This window comes from uncultured Methanobrevibacter sp. (assembly GCF_900314695.1).
GTDB lineage: Archaea > Methanobacteriota > Methanobacteria > Methanobacteriales > Methanobacteriaceae > Methanocatella.
In genome coordinates this window covers 36,103-54,344 of record NZ_OMWD01000010.1, presented here as the reverse complement: position 1 = coordinate 54,344, position 18,242 = coordinate 36,103, and the positions used below count along the sequence as shown (strand labels likewise).

Here is an 18,242-nt window from a genome sequence, read left to right as displayed (position 1 = left end):
TATTAAATGATACAAATGACATTAATACAAATTGATAATTACGGGCCATGGACTGTAACTCCAAGACCACGTACAGAATCTGATTTACAAATGCTTCAAGCTAGTTTATTTGCTGACTTAAATAATCATTTTGGTAATAAGAAAGGTTTGGTATTCTTTACTAGATTTGATAATTTGCTAGCAATTTCAAATGGTCTTGATGAAGAGGACCATTTAAGAATTCAAAGATCAATCAGAAATAGGTATCCTATTACTGTAAGTATGGGTGTAGGGGCTGCTGAGACTCCTCATGAAGCTCAAAAATTAGCAACAATTGCTCTTCAAAAAGCGGGTAGTGCACAATCAGGTGAAAGAAAAGAAATTTTGGCTATTGATAGTTTGGTTAGTGAAGAGGATAGCTATGTTCAGGCTGCACACATTGATATAAATAGTGTAACTGAAACTTTGACTGATATTGAATCTGCTTTTGATACAAGTTTCATGGTTAATAAAGCTCAACATTATTTGATGACTAAATTAATTAAAAAAGGAGCATTATTGTTCTTCATTGGTGGGGACAATTTCATGTCACCATGTAATGGATTATCTGAAAAAGAAATTGAGGAAATCATGGTTGAAATCGATGAAGAAATAGGTATTAAGCTTAAAGCAGGTATTGGCAGGGGCAAAAATGCTGAAGATGCGGCTTATATGGCTGATATTGGTCTTGAAGAAATCAGAGCTAATAATAATGAAATGTGGACTTGGGTAATTGAAAAAGAATACTAAGTGATTTTATGATGAAAGTAGTTGCCCCTATGGCTGGAATATCTGATTCAGAATTTTTAAATCGTGTTATTCCGTTAGGTTTTGATGTAGCTACTTTAGGCGGATATAGTTTGGATGCACCTACTATTGAAGCAAGTAAAAGAATTATTGAACGGGGAAGAAAAGAATTTGACTTTCCTTTAAATGAAATTTTTTCACATATTGAAAATGAAGTTGATTCTATTAAAAAGGTTCATAGTGATGTAAAAGTATCTGCAAATGTTAGATCAACAACTCCACAACCGATAATTGAAGCTGGTAAAATTAGAAAGTTGGATATTGTTGAAATTAATTGTCATTGTCGCCAAGATGAAATCAGGTCTATTGGTTGTGGACAGGAAATGTTGAAAAATCCTAACCTTGGAAATTTCATATCTGAAGTTGTTGAAAATGTCAATTGTGAAGTTTCAGTTAAGATTAGGGCTAATGTTGATGGAATTGATACAGTAAATGTTGCTAAAATAATTGATGATGCAGGTGCAGATTACTTGCATATTGATGCTATGAAAAATGATGTTTTTGATGCTGATTATAATCTCGTAAAAGAGATTTGTGATAATACCGATATTAAAGTAATTGGAAATAATTCCATGAATTGTGAAAAGAATATTGAAAAAATGATTAATTCTGGTGTTTATGGATTTTCAATAGCAAGAGCAGTTATTTCGGGCAATCTAGATTTTAATATTTCTCAATTTTAATATTTTTAAAACAATTGTTATTAGAAAGTATTATTAATAGTTTATAATATAAATTATGTCAATAGGTGATTTCATGGATTTTATTACACTTAAGAATATTACAAAAAATTTTGATGGTGTTGATGTTCTTAAAGATATTAATTTGAAGATTAATGAAGGGGAAACTTTAGGTATTTTAGGACGTAGTGGAAGTGGAAAATCTGTTTTAATTAACATGCTTAGGGGTACATTAGATTATAAACCTGATGCAGGTAATATTATAATGAATCTTGCTGTTTGTCCTGATTGTTTGGCTGTAGACTCTCCATCTCATGCTGGTGAAAGATGTAGTTGTGGAGGAACTCTTGAAGCTAAGGAAGTTGATTTTTATAATGCTGAAAGAAAGTTATTTTCAAGTATTAAAAGAAGAATAGCTATTATGCTACAACGTAACTTTGCATTATACGATGAAGAAACCGTAATCGAAAATGTAATGAGGGCAATGCCTGAAGATATGGAGTATGAGGAAGGATTATATTTTGCTTTAGAGTTACTTGAAATGGTTCAAATGAACCATAGGATTACACATATTGCCCGTGATTTAAGTGGTGGAGAAAAGCAAAGAGTAGTACTTGCAAGGCAATTGGCTAAAAAACCAATGACATTTTTGGCTGATGAACCAACTGGTACATTGGATCCTCAAACTGCAGTAAAATTACATAATACTCTAAAAGAAGGAGTAAAAGATGAAGGAATCACCATGTTAATCACTTCTCATTGGCCAGAAGTAATGACAGAACTTGCAGACAATGTTATTTGGTTAGATGATGGTCAAATCAAAGAAGAGGGTGAACCTCAAACTGTTGTTGATCATTTTATGGAAACTGTACCAATTCCTGAAAAGCCGGAAATCCCTGAATTCGGTGAAAAACAAGTTGTTCTTGAAGATGTTAAAAAACATTACTACTCAATTGAAAGAGGAGTAGTAAAAGCGGTTGATGGAATCAGTTTGGACATTAATAAAGAAGAAATTTTCGGTATTGTTGGTTTAAGTGGTTCAGGTAAAACTACTACAACTAGGATGTTAATGGGTTTGACTGAACCAAGTAGTGGTGACATTCAAATAAAGCTTGGTGATGAATGGATTGACATGACTAAAGTAGGTCCACTTAATCGTGGTCGTATCATGCCGTACATTGGTTTATTGCACCAGGAATATTCATTATACCCTCACAGAACAATTTTAGGTAATTTAACTGATGCAATTAGTTTAAATTTGCCTGCTGAATTTGGTAAAATCAAGGCTACTCATGCATTGACTACCGTCGGATTTTCTGATGCAACTGCTGCTGCAATTCTTGACAAATATCCTGATCAATTAAGTGTTGGAGAAAAACATAGGGTTGCACTTGCACAAGTTTTAATTAAAGAGCCTAATCTTATTGTTTTGGATGAGCCTACTGGTACTATGGATCCAGTTACCCGTGTTGTTGTAACTGACTCTATATTAAAAGCTCGTACAGAATTGGAACAAACATTCATTATCATTTCCCACGATATGGACTTTGTTTTAGATGTTTGTGACCGTGCTGCTTTAATGAGGGGAGGAAAAATATTAGATATTGGAACTCCTGAAGAAATTGTTCAGCAATTAACTCCAGATGAAAAAGAAGACATGTTAAAAGATAATAGATAGTTTTCTTATTCATTTAACATTTTTTTTATTTTTTTCCAATTTGGACAATAAGTGTCCATTAATTTTTTAAATTTTTTTCCATGATTGAATTCTATTAAATGACATAGTTCATGAATCATGACATATTCTAGGCATATTGGATCTTTTTTTGCCAGTTTTAAATTTAATGTGATTCGTTTATCATGATATCTGCAATTTCCCCAGTTTTTCATGTTTCTTATTTTAACTTCTGAAGGTTTTTTTCCAACAATTTGTGAACATTTGTCTAAAACAGGGGGTATTGCTTTTTTCATTTCAGCCCTGTAAAATTCATTCATTATTTTTTCTCTTTTTTCGATTGTGCTTCGTTTTGTGATTGGCAAATACATTACTGATTTTTTATCATCTATTAAAACATTTTTTATAGTGTCATTGGAAATTAGATGTAATGTGTATTCCTTGCCCCATAAATAATGTTTTTCTCCATTGCTGTATTTCAATGGGGCTTTTATGTCATTTTCGATAATGAATTTTTGTTTTTTCAATATCCAATCTTTTTTCGATTTTACGAATTTGGTGATGTCTTCATCAGATAAAAATAATGGTGCAGATACTTTTACCTCTCCATATGGCGGTAAAATTCGCAAATACATGTTTTTAATGTTTTTTCTTTCTAATGTGATGGTAATGTCTTCAATAATTTTTGTTTCCTTTTTCATATCAATATTAAATATGGTTAAATAATGTTTTTAAACCTTACTAATACGTTTTTGCAATTCTGAATCCAATTGGGTAGATGTCATACTTATCATTAAACTTATGAGAATGTGATGGGGTTTCATAGTGTTATATTTGGCTATCATTTTTTTCTTTTAATACTTAAACGAATCTAATGTTTAAATTATTTTTTATAAAAAAGATTATATATTTAAAGTTTTAATACATTATATTATTATTTTATATTTATCAAACTAATAATGAAAATTATTTTTGGAGGATTATCATGACTTGGGAAGATGCACCGTCTCATATTTGTAGGGGAGGAGATATAAGAGGACTCGCTTTTTGCTGCCCTCCAGTAAAACCTTGCCCAGTATTAAATGCATTGCAAGAAGTTAATTTAACTCCTCAAGAGTTCGTTGACATTAAAATTCAATTTGGAAAAGAAACTAGATTAGGTGAAGGAGCAGGAACTTGTTTTGGATCACTTGTGTGGTGTTGTAAACCATCAAAACCTTGTCCTTTAAGAGATATGACTTTAAAAAATATGGGAATGAGTCATGATGAGTATTTAGATTTAAAAAAGCAATTGTCCGAAAGATTGGTTGGAGTAAAAAAACCTGACCCTGATGAAAGAGCTGAAGCTTTGGCTGAAACATTTCATATTAGCAAACTTGAAGCAATGAAGGTTTTAACTGATTGTAATAACGATTTGAGGGCTGCAGTTAAAGTATTGCATGCAAAATCAATAGAAAAATCTGATTAAAATGGATTGGACTTCTCTTTATTTTAAAACATCTAATTTAAACGTGTTTATTTTAGGTACTGGGGAAGTCGCATCCAGACGTGCCAATAAATTTTTAGACCATGGGGCTAATGTAAAATTGGCTGGAAATAGTTTATCTGATGATTTGAAAGATAAGGGCGCCGATTTATATTCTATTGGTGATGTTGATGAACTGGTTGAATGGTCTGATTTGGTAGTTGTTGCAAGTGGTGATGAGGAATTGTCGGAACATGTTTCAGAAATTGCTCAGGATAAATTGGTCAATAGGGCTGATTTTCCTCTAAAAGGGGATATAATTGTTCCTACAAGTTTTGAAATTGGTGATGTTGAAATATCTATTTTTACTAATGGCAAAAGCCCTTTAATGGCTAGACAGCTTAGAAAGAAAATCCAATCTATAATCACTGAAGAGGATATTCTTGAAATTGAACTTCAGGATTATGCTCGTTTGGAATTAAAGAGGGTTCTTAAAAATCAAAAAGAACGCAGACAGGTTCTCTATGAAATTTTTGAAGATGAAAAAATTAGGGGATATGTTGAAAATAGGCAAATGGATGATGCTAAAGATTACATTGATAATTTAATAAGGGGATTATAGTGATATTAAATTTAAGAGTTGACCATAAAATTGCTGATATTCAATCTATGGAAAATATTTCAAAGGATATTGATGATTTATTTTGGAAATTGCAGGAAAAATATTCCGTAAATGAATATGTTGAGATTTCTACATGTAACCGGAAAGAGTATTATATTAAAAATGATTATATTTCTGAAGATGATGAGTTATTGTCACATGAAAATCAGAGTATCATTATTGAATATGGCAATTCTGCAGTTATGCATCTTCTGCGTATGACTTCAGGTCTGGAATCCATGATTGTTGGTGAAGACCAAATTTTAGGTCAGGTTAAAGATGCTAAGCATAAGGCTATTAAGGATCATCATTGCGGTAAATCTTTAGATACTATTTTTACTAAAGCCATTCATGTAGGTCAAGTTGTTAGGAATAAAACCAATATCAATAAGGGTTCTGTTTCAATTGGGTCTGCCGCCATTGATTTGGCTGAAAAACATATGGGCAGTTTAGATGATAAGTCTGTTTTGGTTATTGGTGCTGGAAAAATGGGTAGATTGGTTGCTAAGGCACTTGCTGAAAAGGATTTAAATGCTATTTTTGTAGCGAATAGAACTTATTATGTTGCAGTTGAATTGGCTCAGGATTTGGGCGGTGAAGCTATTTTATTCAATGACCTTGAGAAGTATTTGGCAACTGCGGATTTGGTTATCAGTGCCACTAGTGCTCCCCATGCAATTATCACTAAAGAACGATTATTAGGCATTGAAAGGGATCATAGTAGTTTAATGATGGTTGACATTGCCAATCCAAGGGATATCTCTGAAGATGTTTGTGAAATCGGTGTAAAATTATTCAATATCGATGATTTGAGAGAAATTGCAGACGAAAATACTAATCTCAGAATTAAAGAATTTGGTCAGGCAGAAAGTATCATTGATGAAGAGTTCATTTTACTTAAAGAGACCTTTAAAATAATGGAAGTTGAGCAAATACTTGCAAGTTTAAGAGCATCAATGGAAGAGATAAGACAACGTGAAACTAAAAAAGCATTAGTTAAATTGGCTGATGTAGATGGTAGTGCTAAAATTTTAAATAATTTAACAAATTCTATTGTAAATAAGATATTTTTTGATATTTCCAAAAATGTAAAGGATGCTGCAAAAGATGAAAATAAGGAAGTTATTGCAGCTGCGGAATATTTATTCAATACAAAATAATTATTCAAACATTCCTTTAACTTCGTTATTTTTTACTTTAGTAGATTTAAGTGCATAATCTATATGTTTCATTGTGATTATGTCTTCATCATTGGCAATGGCATTGTGGAGAGCTGTTTTGAGTATTTTTTCTTTTAAATCTCTTCCGGATAATCCTTTGGTAAGTTTAACTATTTTTCCTAAATTCAAATCATAATCCAAAGGCATTGTTTTTAAATTATTTTCCAAGATGGTTAATCTTTCATTGTCATTCGGTAATTTGAATTCAATTTCTTCTTCAAATCTGCTTCTCACAGCATAATCAAGGCTTGTAGGATTATTTGTTGCACCTATTGTTATGACAGATTCATTTTCATTAATTCCATCCATCTCAGTTAAAAGTGAGTTGACAATCTCGGATACGTCTCCCCTTAATGATTGAAAAGACCTGTCAAGTGCAATGGCATCCATCTCATCAATGAATATTATTGATGGTGATTTTTCTGAAGCTTTTTTAAATAAATCATGAATTTTAGATGCACTGTCTCCAACATGTTCTCCAATTAATGATGTGGCTTTAATTAAATGAAGTGGAACTTCAAGCTCATTGGCTAGAGCTTTAACAAGCATGGTTTTACCAGTTCCTGGAAGTCCATAAAATAAAATATTCTTTGGAGCCCAAGGCCCAAATTTTTCTGGATTTTCTAAATATTTAATTAAAACTTTAATTTTATTTTTTGCATTTTGCTGGCCAACGATATCTGACAGTTTTATTTTATTGTCAACTTTAATTTCATCTGATAACTTATTGTTTTCTTCGTGGATAAGTTTGATTTCAGTTTTTTCAGAAATTATTGACCCGTTTGGTTTTGCAGTTACAATTTCAAATCCATAATCCGGTATGATTTTTTGATCAAAAAGATAAGAGTTTTCATTTACTTCTAATCCTAACCATTGTTCTCGAGCATATTCTTCGAATAATTTTAAGTTAGTAATTTCAAAGTCGTTTTCCATTAGACTGAAATCAAATGGATAACCAACGGCTTTAAGAACAACATATTCGGCATATTCTTTATTTTCCTTTTCAATTTTTGCCGATTTTTGTGTGGTTGATTTGATTTCTTGCTTTTTATTGTCAGTTTTCAATAAATCACCTCCGTGGAATTTGTACAAATTTTTAACATTTCTTTTTTTGTATGTCTTGTTATTAAATAGTTGTTGTTATATATTAAGATGTGGGGATAATAACATGAGTTTTAGAACAAAAAGAGTATTATTCAGCGTTCCATTTTACATTATTTTTCAATTTTTCCTTTTAAAATATATCTTTTTGCTATTTGGTGGAATTGATAATGTAATTTTAATCGTGATAAGTGTTCTGATTGGTTTGATGCGTTGTATTCCAATGTTTTTTGAAGAAAGAAAATCCACAACCGTTGGAAGATTTTTTCAAACGGTCGATGGTATTTGGATGTGGGCATCACTGATGTTTTTAATTGATGTTGTACTCATTTATGTGCTTAACAGTTTTATTACTCTTCCTAAGTTCATTGTTTATATATTGTTGGCTATTGTTCCTGTTTTGGGAGTTTATAACTATTATAATGCCACTAAATTGATTGTTAATTCTAAAATATTGGAATTTGATAATTTAAATAGGAATATAAATATTGTTCATATGTCTGATGTTCATTTTGGTTCCGTAAGGCACAAACAAATAATTTCACAAATTGTGGAAAAATTAAAAGAATTGGAAGATTCTTGTCAGATAGCCATCATCTCTGGAGATTTGGCCGACGGTTCTTCAGTTGTGGAGCCTCATGATTTTGAAGGATTGAAGGATGTAAAAATGCCTATAGTGTTCACACCTGGAAATCATGATTTTTATATGGGTATTGAAAATGTTATTGAAGCATGTCAAAATGCAGGAATCATTGTTTTGGATAATGATAATTTTGAATTTGAAAATCTGAACATATATGGTTTGACATATAGTTTTGATGATATTCCAACACCAACTCCTGATGAAATAAAGAATAATTTAAATCCTAATTTGATAAATATTATTAACTATCATGTTCCTTATAATTGGGAAGAATTTTCATCATTAGGCTTTGATATCCAATTATCTGGCCATACTCACGGTGGACAGTTTTATCCAGTAGTGAATTTTGCAAATATCTTGTTTAAATATAATAAGGGACTTTTTAAAAATAAATCAGGCAATTATATCCATGTCACAACAGGTGTGGGATCAATGGATACTCCAATGAGGTGGGGAACTGATTCTGAATTGGTAATTTTGAAATTAAGAAAAAAATGATTGTATTGGTGTAAATATGATTGGATTTAACTATTGCATAAACTGTGGATTTAAATTGAACGTCGATGATAATTTTTGCCCAAATTGTGGCGTTAAAGTTGGAGATGACAATTCGGAAGTTATTATGGATGATGATTTCTTTTTAAAATATAAAATTAAAATTGAAAATTTAAAAGAAGAATATGATTTGAAGGTAAGTAAAGCCATAGAATTGATTAAAAAAGAGTTTGATCCATCAGAAATTAGTTATAATGACTTCATTTCAACATTAAATAATAGTAATAATATTTTTTATAACAATGTGGAAGTTGCATTGGATATTATTGAGTTGTCAAGCAATCCTTCTGTAAAAATTAAAAATGAACTTGATAATAAAATCAATACATTAAATGAAATTATCGACAAGCTGGAAGATTTTATTGATGAATTGATTATTCATATTGCTGAGGGAAGTGAAAAAGAAGTTAAAAATTTAACTAAGGAATTGGATGATTTAATAGATTCCGTAAAAGATTATTAAATCATATTTTCATATATCTCTTTCATTTTTAAGGCATCCAAATCTCTTTGTGGGGTTTCACAAATTATATTTGCCTTCCAGCCATTATCAATTAGATTTGCCAGTAAATCCTTGATGTTCGGACCATATTCATCACTTTCATCCATTGTGTGATGTTTCACTTCTCCTCCACGACCATACTCAATGGTTGTGAAGTGGCAATGTAGTATGTCAATGTCCAAATTATCTTCAATGATTGAAAATATGCAGTTGTAATCTTCTTTTTTGTTTAAAAATCCTCGTCCACGTGCATGAACATGGGCAAAATCAATTGTAGGTTCAAAATGATCGAATGTGGCACATAGTTCAACTACCTCTGAAACATTTCCAAGTTGTGTTCTTTTACCTGTAGTTTCAGGTGCAAAGGTAAATTCTTCAATTCCTTCTGCTTCTAGTTCTTCAAATAATCTGTTAACTGTATTTTTTGATATTTCCATTGCTTTTTCAGGTTTTCTGTTTAAATAAGCTCCTGGGTGAAATACCAATCGATATGCTCCCATCCATTCGCCGGCACGAGCTGCTGATATTAAATGACCAATACTTTTATCAAGTTTTTCTTCCTCTTTTGCACACAGATTAATATAGTATGGAGCATGCATTGAAATTAGAATATCATGTTTTTCAGATTCCTCTTTAAGTGTGTTTGCAGCCTTTTGGCCAATTCTTACACCATAAGGGGATTGATATTCATAGGAGTTAAGTCCTTCTTCAGAAATATATTTTGGCGCTTTATATGCTGCACCTTTATAGTTGATAGGACTCCCTGCAGGTCCAAAAAGTACTTTATTTTTCATTTAAATCAGTTAAAAAATAGTAAAAATAGGGAATTAGAATATTCCCATAGCTTTATTAGTTTTTGCGATTGATTTTTCGTTATCGCTTTCCATTTCTAGAAGTGCGCGAATTGCATCAATGTTTTCAGGTATTACGTCAGATTCTTGATGAACTGCTTGCATGTAGAATAATTCATTATCCACGACATTGATGGATTCTTTCCAGACTGGAATTTCATACAAATCATTCCTGTTTCTTCCAAGTTCTTTAGCGTATTCCATTAACTCAGCAGTGGAGCCTAAACCTTCTTCTGCAGAAACGACAAGCACTCTAGAACGTTTTTCCAAAGCTTCAATGATTTCTTCTGTTTCAACATCGTTGTTGATTTCAACCATGATGTTGTGCTGGTGCATTAATGTAGTAGGCACGAGCAATGCCATGGTGGTTACGTCAATTCCTTTCATTACGGTTTTCACGTCAGGTCCATGGTGGGATGGTACCTTTGGAGGATTTGGAACAATTGCGTTGATTGGTCCTTTTTTGATTTCGGAAGGATCTGATCCTCTTCTTACCATTACTGCCCTGACTTTCTTAATGTCTGCAATAGGGTCAATTGTAGATAATGTACGGGTTAATCCTGTGGTGTTACAGGACACTACTCTTGTGTAGTCTGCACCATAGGAGTCATCATAATTACCAAAAGCATTAAATGAAAGACCTGTTAATTCATGGTCTTCACCACCTTGATAAATTGCTTTTACTCCTGCTTTTTTATACATTTCAAGGTTTTGCGGTCCAATACTTCCTGGAGTACAGTCCACAACAACATCTGCTTCTTGAATCATATCTTCAACAGTACCGGCTATTTCAATTCCAGCATCTTTAAATAATTGTTCCCTTTCAGGAATGCCGATGTATAATGGGTAGCCTTTTTCTTCAACAGCAGTTCTTGCTTCATAATTTGGTCTAGTTTTACTTACACCAATTATTTTCATATCGTCTTGAGCAGCTACAGCATCTGCCACTCTTTTACCGATGGTTCCATAACCATTAATTGCAACAGTTTTCATTTTAATCCCTTTTTTAGTATAATATATTTTTAAAAATTTATTATATGAATAAAAATTTATTGTTTAAGTTATTTATAATTTGATATTTTTGGTTTATGTTAATAAAATCGATTTTTTTAAATTTTTCTTAATTGTTTTAAAGTTTCAATTAATTTTTCAGTTCAATTAAAAAAATTTTAATATTAATATTAATATAAATGTAATTAGTTATATTTGGCTGTTGATGAGGAGAATCATGTTGGATAAACTTTTTAAAAATAAAAAATTTATTTTCATTTTCACATTTGCGATTGAATTTGTAATGTATTATTCATTCAACCATATGAATTTTGGAGGTAGGTTTTTTATTCCGGATATGGGTTTGGCTCCTGTTTTTGGTTTGATATTCGGTCCTTTCGGAGGTCTTGGTTTTGCCTGTGCAACTTTTGCCGGCGAATTTTATTGGGGAGGAAATTTTTTTGCCAGCTTACTTGATTCATCAATTTTATTCTTCGTATCTGTTTTAGCATATAAATTATGGTATCTGATACCTTTCAAGGAATTGTCCGCTCCCAAGTTTAGTTCATTGTCAACTATTCTTAAGTTTGTAAGTGTAATGTTTATTTCTTCACTCGTTTATTTGATATTGCTACAAATTTCATTTGCTGCCTTTCCGAGCATAATTGGGGATTTATATAGTTTAACAAGTTTTTTAAACCAATTTTCATATGCTTTTAATCTTTTTGATTTTTCAATAATTTATGGTTTGATATTTATCAGTGCTTTTAATATTTTAAAGATTCCTATAAAAATACCTAAAAAGTTTAAAACCAAATTAAATATTCCCTATAAATTTTTCTTAATTCCTTTAGTCTTGTTAAGCGCTTTTATTATATTTGCCCATACTCACAACGATATTTTCACAGAATCTGTATGGAGTTATTTATTTTTCATTATAGCTTTTGGATCAGTAATTCTTTTTAGTTTAAACACGTTTGATGTTGGGGATATTCAAAGTTCTCAATATTATTCCATTATTGAAAAGATTATTGTTTTATTTTTCATTATTATGATCTTTTTTTCAATAGGTATTTTTGATGAGCTGCATGATGTGATAGTAGGATTTTCTTTTGTAAATATTTTAAACATAAGATTTATTTTAATGATTACTATAGGTTTGATAATTCTTCTGAGTATGACTTTAACTTTGATTCATATCTATTTTGTTGAAAAACTTTTAACTAATCCTCTTAAGGGATTGACTGAAGCTACAAATAATTATGTGGTTGAAGGAAAGCTTGAATATCACAAACACACTACATTCAGGATAAAAAATTTCATGAATGATGAAGATGATATGTCTGTATTGATTAATTCATTTAACTCTTTAAGTGATATCATCAAATCTAACCTGAATAATCTTAGAAAATCCACTATCGAAAAAGAAAGATTCAAAACTGAATTTAATATTGCACATGATATTCAAAGAGGTATGTTATCCACAGATTTTGAAGAATTTTCATCTAATGGTCCTTTTGAAATTTGTGCATTTATGAATCCTGCAAAAGAAGTTGGAGGAGATTTTTATGATTATTTTAAGGTGGATGACGAAAACATAATCTTTGTAGTTGGGGATGTTAGTGGAAAAGGTGTCCCTGCTTCATTATTTATGGTTAGAACAATGCATCTAATAAAAAATCATTCTAAATTCGAAAATAATTTGTCGGAAGTATATGAACAGGTAAATAATCTGTCATGTGAGAGGAATACTGACAACCTGTTTGTAACATCTTGGATTGGAAAATTAAATATTAAATCTGGCGAACTGTCTTTTGTTAATGCAGGTCATAATCATCCATTAATAAGACGTAATGGTGGGGATTTCGAATATTTGGAAACTTCTCCTGATTTGGTGCTGGGGGTTATGGAGGATATGCCTTATACTGAAAATAAAATTAATTTAAAACCTGGTGATATGGTATTTTTATATACTGATGGTGTTACTGAAGCAAATAATAATTATGATGGGTTTTATGGTGATGATAGGCTGAAGAATACTCTTAATAAGTATAAAGACCAAAAATTAAATATAATAATCTCGGAATTAACTGAGGATATCTACCAATATTGCGGTACTAGGGAACAATTCGACGATTTAACAATGCTTATAATGAAGTTTGAAGGTGATTAGATATGATAGGTATTCGCAATTTATTCAAATCAAACCTATTTATTTTATTATTTGCATTGGTATTGGATTTGACAATATTTGGGTTATCATTTGTTTTTTTAGGAAGAGTGGAATTTGGTGTAGAAGTTTTCATAATTCCAATTATATGTCTTTTATTCGGCCCATATGCTGCTTTAGGATGTGCAATATCTCAAATAATTATTGGAGTTATTTTTGACTTGAATAATATTTACTATCATTTATATGGATTTTTTATAGTGTTACTTGGTGGGGTTTTAGTTTGGAAATTGTGGTATGCTAGTTTAGATAGATTTGGATTTGAAATTCCTAATTTGGGAAATTATTCTAGTTTTATAAAAATGTTTGTTTCCTATTTTGGATTTTATGCTGTTATGGCATTTTCACTAGTATTGCCTTATACATATTCTTGGATTTTTGATTTTGAAGCATCTCTTTCAATCTCTTTGCTGTTGTTGTTATTTTCAATTTATTTTGTCAATTATGTAAAAATTCCAGTTTATGTTCCAAGAAAACAACTTAAATCAATATTGCCTGAAAAACTATACTCTATAATATTCTTGTTAATAATGTTTGGTGCATTAGTCTTTGCAGTATATACAGATTATTTTGTAATTTTATTTATGTTGGCTTTGGTTGTTATTTATTTATCTAAACCATATAATCCTAGTGTCTTTAAGCTTGAAAGAACTATAAATATTAATTTAGTTCAAAAAATGACTTTTTCAGTATTGTTAATAGCTATTTTTCTTGAATGTTTGTTTTTAATCGCACATATTTTTGGGGATTATAATGGTATTTTAGCTACAGTGGACAACTTCGGGTTATATTATCTGATTCATTTATTCTCAAGGAATGCAACAATTTTTATACTTTTGTTTTTAATTCCTTTTTTATTCTATTTGTACTATTTGGAAAAAAATGTTACCAACCCTATAAATTCGATATCCACTTCTTTAAATGTGGATTTGATTAGTAAAAATTCAAATTTGATGTTAAAAGAGAATTTAAAATCCATCTCTAACGATAATGAAATAAAAAAATTAACTAATTCTCTGATTCAAATGGAAAGTGATGTGGATAAATATCGTAATGAATTGCTTAAGGTCACAGCTGAAAATGAAAGATATGAAACAGAATTGTATTTGGCAGAGTCTATCCAATCTTCATTGATTCCAACGGATTTCGATAAATTTTGTGAAAACAAGAATTTTGACATATATGGTATCGTCCATTCTTCACGTGAGACTAGGGGTGATTTTTATGATTATTTCCAAATTGATGATGAGAATATTGGATTTGTAATAGGGGATGTCGATAATAAAGGTATTCATGCTGCTTTAATTGTGGTTGAAGTAATGACATTGATTCAGGACTATGCAAAACATTATGATGATCTTTCTAAGTGTTTTGTTGAAGTGAATGACTTGCTTTGCAATACTGATGTTAAAAATAGTTTTGTAACATCAATAATTGGAAAATTAAATTTGAATACTGGAGATTTGTTTTTAGTTAATGCAGGTCACAATTATCCGTTGTTTAAATATAATGGCCAGGAATTCGAGTATTTAAATGTCAATAAAGGATTGGCTTTAGCTATTCAAAAAAATGTTGATTATGAGATTCTACAGATGAAAATGAGTCCTGGCGATACATTGTTTTTATACACTAATGGTGTAACTGATGCTGAAAGTGATTCTGAAAGAATTTATGGTGAGGACCGTTTGAGAAATATTTTGAATGAGCATTCATCAGATGATTTGGAATCTATTATTTCATCACTGGAAAAAGATATTGACGTTTTCTGTGATTATCAAGAACAAGTTGACGATAGGGCAATGTTTGTATTAAAATTCAAGTAAAAAAAGAAAATTAGTAGGTTTATTCTATTGTAAAACCTGCTTCTTCAACTGCTTCGTTAATGTCTGCATCACTAACATCATCAGACATTGTAATTTTTGTTATTCCAGAATCTAAATCTGCTTTGGCATCTTCAATTCCATCAACATCTTTTAAACAAAGTTCAACAGCATTTACACATGATGGGCAGTGCATACCCACAACTTTAATTTCTTTTTCAGCCATAATAATTCACCTTTGTATTGATATGTAATGTTTGGTCATTGGAATATATAAACATTTAGTCATGCCTAATTTTCAAAATTATCATTTTTAATCAGGAATATGTATATTCTTAAATTATTTTCAATGATGACAAATCATTAATCCAATTTAATTGGAGATTGCTTCATTTATTTAATAAGTATTTATTCCAACTATGTTCTTGCTTAACTGTATTTTTGATAATTTTGACAGTACATTTTTAGCTGTAAGTTGATTTCAGAAAGTCATATTCTTGAATAATATTCCAATATTGAATTAATATCTCCTAAAGCATCATCCAAATCCCCATTTTCCATAGTTTGTTTCACGCAATGTTCCAAATGACCTTCAACGATAATATGTCCAACTTTATGCAATGCAGATTTGGATGCATTTACTTGCATTAATATCTGTTCACAGGGTATATCCTCATCAATCATTCGGTCAATTGCATTTACTTGGCCTATGATTTTTTTGAGACGTCTATGTAAATTTTCACTGTCCATACATTCTTTCAAAATAACACATCCTATACCTACTAGGGTATATTAATTAATTTTATATTTAAATATTTTTATTAATTTTGAATTGCCTTATCAAAAACTTTAAATTAACTAAAAAACTTATAATTATTTAGAGTCGATGGTTGGAGATATCATGGAAATTGAAAAAAAATATAATGATAAAGAATTAACAATCGAAGTTGGAAATCGTATTGATACTGTTACTGCTCCTGATTTTGAAAATGAGATAATGGATGAAATGGGTAAATTTGACTCATTGATTCTTGATTTAGAAAAGTTAGAATATATTTCAAGTGCAGGATTAAGAGTTTTAGTTTTAGTTCAGAAAAAATTACAACCTGAAGGCATTCCATTTGTTATCATTAATGTAAATGATACTATTAAAGAAATATTTTCCATGTCTGGGTTCGATAAGATTTTAACCATTAAATAATTTTTTCAATCGTTAAAAATAGTTTAATAACTCATTAAGCTATTTTAATTTTTCTATTTTTTTTTTTAATTTTTTAAAAGAAGCTTTTTTTATTTAAAAAATAAAAATTAAAAGCTAAACGTAATATTTAGCTTTTGTCAATTACATATTCTGTATTGTTGAATCCTAAAACTTCAGTAAATTTGATACTTTTATTGTCTAAAAGATCTTTACTAATATTTTCCCAAATGTTCTTTTTACCTTCGTCTTTTATGTTGATTGTAATGTTATCGTCATAATCAACAATCAGAACTTCCATAGCAACATCATTGTTATTGAACTTGAATATTTCATCTATTAATTTAACAATGGTTTCTGTTGATGAATCATCTAAATCCAAAGTTTTCAAGTGTTCCATCATTTCAGTTCTTGTTGCATCATTAACTGATTCTATGGTATAGTTTCTGGTTTTTTGAATCAAATCTTTTTTAATAAAGAACGGCCCACTATATTCTTTTTCTTTTCTTTCAATAATTTTAACATAAATCCATGCAACGGTGATTGCTAAAACAGTTCCTAATGGGAATGATAACCAAATACCATCTACTCCTATTATTGGGTAAAGTGCAAAGGTCAATACTAATGGACCCAAAAATGTTGAAATTAATGAAATAATTGTTGAAACAACAGTTCTCTCAATCGCTTCATAATAGAAGATTAGTAGTGTGGACAATACAAATGGCAAGAATGATAATGAGAATATTTTAAGTGCATTTCTTATTTGATCTGCAGCTGCATTATCTGTAAGGCTAAAGAACATTAAAATTGTATCCGGGGATATCCATATCAATGCAATAAATACAATTGCACATATAGTTGTTGCTAGAAGAGACCTTTTTATTAAATGATTCAGATTCAGATAATCATTGTGGGTATAGTAAACAGGCACTATTGAAGATAATGTCTCTGAAATTCCAACAACTAATATACTTATAATTAGTAATGCATTAGTACAAACGTTATATGCATTTAAACCAGGTTTACCCATAACTGCTTCAAGAACAACGTTCATTATTTCAATTAAAAGCAAATCGAATATTCCGATACTTGCACCCGGAAAACCAATTTTTAACATTTCTGCAAAGGATTTAAACCATTTTTTGATTGGTACATTACCAAATGAGAATCTGAAGGTTCTTTTTGGACTGATGAAGTATAATATTGAACAAATTAGTCCTACTGAATACCCGATTAATAATCCAAGGGATGATCCTTCAATGCCCATATGCATTAAATCCAAAAATACAAAGTTCAATATGATATTTATCAGATTTGCAACAACAATCAATGCAGATGATAAATTTGGCTGGCCATCAACACGAATATATTGGCTGAGCACTGCTAAAGTAACTGAAATTGGCATACTTATAAAAAAGTAAAATCCATATGATTTGGCGAGCGGTGCTAAATCAGCACGACAATGCAATATTGCCATTACATAATCTGGAAACATTAGGCAGAGTATTGCCAAAATTAAAGATATTGCAATTGTTGCTATAATTGATAATGTGAAATAATGGTTACTTCCTTCAGTATCAAATTCTGCTTTTCTATTTAAAGCTAAAATTTGCCCTCCAAGACCAAAGAACCATTCAAAAACTGTAACCAACAATACTAATGGCTCTAAAACTTGTAATGCTGCTTGTGCATCTGCACTAACATATGTTGCTACGAAACTCGCATCAACAATAGCAGTTATATTTAAAGCCATAGCTATTAATATTGTTGGAATTAATAGTTCTCTAAATTTTTTTTCTGCTATTATGACTTTCATGATTTTCATC

At 30.4% G+C, this 18,242-nt stretch carries 18 protein-coding genes; 11 read left to right on the top strand and 7 right to left on the bottom strand.

Going from position 1 to position 18,242, the window contains the following annotated elements; translation table 11 throughout:
* Window positions 1–6 precede the first annotated feature (6 nt).
* From QZN45_RS04490 to atwA, 3 genes are all read left to right on the top strand, one after another.
* Complete coding sequence (locus tag QZN45_RS04490) at window positions 7–768, top strand: GTP cyclohydrolase III (protein ID WP_292606136.1); 762 nt, start codon at window positions 7–9, stop codon at window positions 766–768.
* Window positions 769–797: 29 nt separating this feature from the next.
* The gene (locus QZN45_RS04485; RefSeq protein WP_330047788.1) at window positions 798–1,508 is read left to right on the top strand and encodes a tRNA-dihydrouridine synthase; all 711 of its coding nucleotides are present in this window, start codon (window positions 798–800) and stop codon (window positions 1,506–1,508) included.
* Window positions 1,509–1,581: 73 nt separating this feature from the next.
* Entirely contained in the window at window positions 1,582–3,183 is a 1,602-nt protein-coding gene (gene atwA / locus QZN45_RS04480; protein WP_292606140.1) for a methyl coenzyme M reductase system, component A2, read from the top strand.
* 5 nt (window positions 3,184–3,188) lie between these two features.
* On the opposite strand, the gene QZN45_RS04475 is transcribed toward atwA, so the two are convergent.
* Entirely contained in the window at window positions 3,189–3,881 is a 693-nt protein-coding gene (locus tag QZN45_RS04475) for a M48 family metallopeptidase (protein WP_292606142.1), read from the bottom strand.
* A 284-nt stretch (window positions 3,882–4,165) separates the two neighbouring features.
* Between QZN45_RS04475 and QZN45_RS04470 the strand changes: the two genes are divergently transcribed.
* The 3 genes from QZN45_RS04470 to hemA are packed head-to-tail and all read left to right on the top strand — an operon-like array spanning window position 4,166 to window position 6,466.
* On the top strand, window positions 4,166–4,648 hold the full coding sequence (locus QZN45_RS04470) for a methanogenesis marker 9 domain-containing protein (RefSeq protein ID WP_292606144.1): 483 nt from the start codon (window positions 4,166–4,168) through the stop codon (window positions 4,646–4,648).
* Between the two features lies 1 nt (window position 4,649).
* The gene (locus QZN45_RS04465) at window positions 4,650–5,267 is read left to right on the top strand and encodes a bifunctional precorrin-2 dehydrogenase/sirohydrochlorin ferrochelatase (RefSeq protein WP_292606146.1); all 618 of its coding nucleotides are present in this window, start codon (window positions 4,650–4,652) and stop codon (window positions 5,265–5,267) included.
* Window positions 5,267–6,466: a glutamyl-tRNA reductase gene (hemA, locus tag QZN45_RS04460; protein WP_292606147.1), complete on the top strand. Its 1,200-nt coding sequence runs from the start codon at window positions 5,267–5,269 to the stop codon at window positions 6,464–6,466. Before QZN45_RS04465 ends, hemA begins: the two co-directional genes overlap by 1 nt.
* Here hemA and QZN45_RS04455 read toward each other — a convergent pair whose 3' ends face one another.
* The gene (locus QZN45_RS04455; protein WP_292606150.1) at window positions 6,467–7,591 is read right to left on the bottom strand and encodes an AAA family ATPase; all 1,125 of its coding nucleotides are present in this window, start codon (window positions 7,589–7,591) and stop codon (window positions 6,467–6,469) included.
* Window positions 7,592–7,694: 103 nt separating this feature from the next.
* Between QZN45_RS04455 and QZN45_RS04450 the strand changes: the two genes are divergently transcribed.
* Both QZN45_RS04450 and QZN45_RS04445 read left to right on the top strand, forming a co-directional pair.
* Window positions 7,695–8,768 (top strand): metallophosphoesterase, encoded by a 1,074-nt coding sequence (locus QZN45_RS04450; RefSeq protein WP_292606152.1) that lies wholly within the window; start codon window positions 7,695–7,697, stop codon window positions 8,766–8,768.
* A gap of 16 nt (window positions 8,769–8,784) precedes the next feature.
* Window positions 8,785–9,288 carry a zinc ribbon domain-containing protein gene (locus QZN45_RS04445; RefSeq protein WP_292606154.1) on the top strand — a complete coding sequence of 168 codons (504 nt, stop codon included), beginning with the start codon at window positions 8,785–8,787 and terminating at the stop codon, window positions 9,286–9,288.
* Here the strand turns inward: QZN45_RS04445 and QZN45_RS04440 are convergent.
* Together QZN45_RS04440 and QZN45_RS04435 are read right to left on the bottom strand one after the other, a co-directional pair.
* On the bottom strand, window positions 9,285–10,121 hold the full coding sequence (locus QZN45_RS04440) for a TIM barrel protein (RefSeq protein ID WP_292606156.1): 837 nt from the start codon (window positions 10,119–10,121) through the stop codon (window positions 9,285–9,287). The genes QZN45_RS04445 and QZN45_RS04440 overlap by 4 nt on opposite strands.
* 33 nt (window positions 10,122–10,154) lie before the next feature.
* Complete coding sequence (locus QZN45_RS04435) at window positions 10,155–11,171, bottom strand: phosphorylating glyceraldehyde-3-phosphate dehydrogenase (RefSeq protein WP_292606158.1); 1,017 nt, start codon at window positions 11,169–11,171, stop codon at window positions 10,155–10,157.
* 235 nt (window positions 11,172–11,406) lie between these two features.
* On the opposite strand from QZN45_RS04435, the gene QZN45_RS04430 reads away from it, so the two are divergent.
* Window positions 11,407–13,341: a SpoIIE family protein phosphatase gene (locus QZN45_RS04430; protein WP_296811355.1), complete on the top strand. Its 1,935-nt coding sequence runs from the start codon at window positions 11,407–11,409 to the stop codon at window positions 13,339–13,341.
* A gap of 2 nt (window positions 13,342–13,343) precedes the next feature.
* Window positions 13,344–15,221: a PP2C family protein-serine/threonine phosphatase gene (locus tag QZN45_RS04425; RefSeq protein ID WP_292606163.1), complete on the top strand. Its 1,878-nt coding sequence runs from the start codon at window positions 13,344–13,346 to the stop codon at window positions 15,219–15,221.
* 19 nt (window positions 15,222–15,240) lie between these two features.
* Here QZN45_RS04425 and QZN45_RS04420 read toward each other — a convergent pair whose 3' ends face one another.
* The gene (locus QZN45_RS04420) at window positions 15,241–15,444 is read right to left on the bottom strand and encodes a heavy-metal-associated domain-containing protein (protein WP_292606165.1); all 204 of its coding nucleotides are present in this window, start codon (window positions 15,442–15,444) and stop codon (window positions 15,241–15,243) included.
* A gap of 263 nt (window positions 15,445–15,707) precedes the next feature.
* Complete coding sequence (locus tag QZN45_RS04415) at window positions 15,708–15,980, bottom strand: metal-sensing transcriptional repressor (RefSeq protein ID WP_292606168.1); 273 nt, start codon at window positions 15,978–15,980, stop codon at window positions 15,708–15,710.
* Window positions 15,981–16,119: 139 nt separating this feature from the next.
* On the opposite strand from QZN45_RS04415, the gene QZN45_RS04410 reads away from it, so the two are divergent.
* Window positions 16,120–16,419 (top strand): STAS domain-containing protein, encoded by a 300-nt coding sequence (locus tag QZN45_RS04410; RefSeq protein ID WP_292606170.1) that lies wholly within the window; start codon window positions 16,120–16,122, stop codon window positions 16,417–16,419.
* 127 nt (window positions 16,420–16,546) lie between these two features.
* On the opposite strand, the gene QZN45_RS04405 is transcribed toward QZN45_RS04410, so the two are convergent.
* Window positions 16,547–18,232, bottom strand: coding sequence for an MATE family efflux transporter (locus QZN45_RS04405; RefSeq protein WP_292606172.1), 1,686 nt, complete (start codon window positions 18,230–18,232; stop codon window positions 16,547–16,549).
* Between the last annotated feature and the right edge of the window lie 10 nt (window positions 18,233–18,242).

What these genes read in the sequence shown, in the direction of transcription:
- QZN45_RS04445 (WP_292606154.1), top strand. Translation starts at nt 8,785, where the DNA reads ATGATTGGATTTAACTATTGCATAAACTGTGGATTTAAATTGAACGTC.
- QZN45_RS04425 (WP_292606163.1), top strand. Translation starts at nt 13,344, where the DNA reads ATGATAGGTATTCGCAATTTATTCAAATCAAACCTATTTATTTTATTA.
- atwA (WP_292606140.1), top strand. Translation starts at nt 1,582, where the DNA reads ATGGATTTTATTACACTTAAGAATATTACAAAAAATTTTGATGGTGTT.
- QZN45_RS04410 (WP_292606170.1), top strand. Translation starts at nt 16,120, where the DNA reads ATGGAAATTGAAAAAAAATATAATGATAAAGAATTAACAATCGAAGTT.
- QZN45_RS04440 (WP_292606156.1), bottom strand. Translation starts at nt 10,121, where the DNA reads ATGAAAAATAAAGTACTTTTTGGACCTGCAGGGAGTCCTATCAACTAT.
- QZN45_RS04435 (WP_292606158.1), bottom strand. Translation starts at nt 11,171, where the DNA reads ATGAAAACTGTTGCAATTAATGGTTATGGAACCATCGGTAAAAGAGTG.
- QZN45_RS04485 (WP_330047788.1), top strand. Translation starts at nt 798, where the DNA reads ATGGCTGGAATATCTGATTCAGAATTTTTAAATCGTGTTATTCCGTTA.
- QZN45_RS04420 (WP_292606165.1), bottom strand. Translation starts at nt 15,444, where the DNA reads ATGGCTGAAAAAGAAATTAAAGTTGTGGGTATGCACTGCCCATCATGT.
- QZN45_RS04465 (WP_292606146.1), top strand. Translation starts at nt 4,650, where the DNA reads ATGGATTGGACTTCTCTTTATTTTAAAACATCTAATTTAAACGTGTTT.
- QZN45_RS04405 (WP_292606172.1), bottom strand. Translation starts at nt 18,232, where the DNA reads ATGAAAGTCATAATAGCAGAAAAAAAATTTAGAGAACTATTAATTCCA.
- QZN45_RS04490 (WP_292606136.1), top strand. Translation starts at nt 7, where the DNA reads ATGATACAAATGACATTAATACAAATTGATAATTACGGGCCATGGACT.
- QZN45_RS04470 (WP_292606144.1), top strand. Translation starts at nt 4,166, where the DNA reads ATGACTTGGGAAGATGCACCGTCTCATATTTGTAGGGGAGGAGATATA.
- QZN45_RS04430 (WP_296811355.1), top strand. Translation starts at nt 11,407, where the DNA reads ATGTTGGATAAACTTTTTAAAAATAAAAAATTTATTTTCATTTTCACA.
- QZN45_RS04450 (WP_292606152.1), top strand. Translation starts at nt 7,695, where the DNA reads ATGAGTTTTAGAACAAAAAGAGTATTATTCAGCGTTCCATTTTACATT.
- QZN45_RS04475 (WP_292606142.1), bottom strand. Translation starts at nt 3,881, where the DNA reads ATGAAAAAGGAAACAAAAATTATTGAAGACATTACCATCACATTAGAA.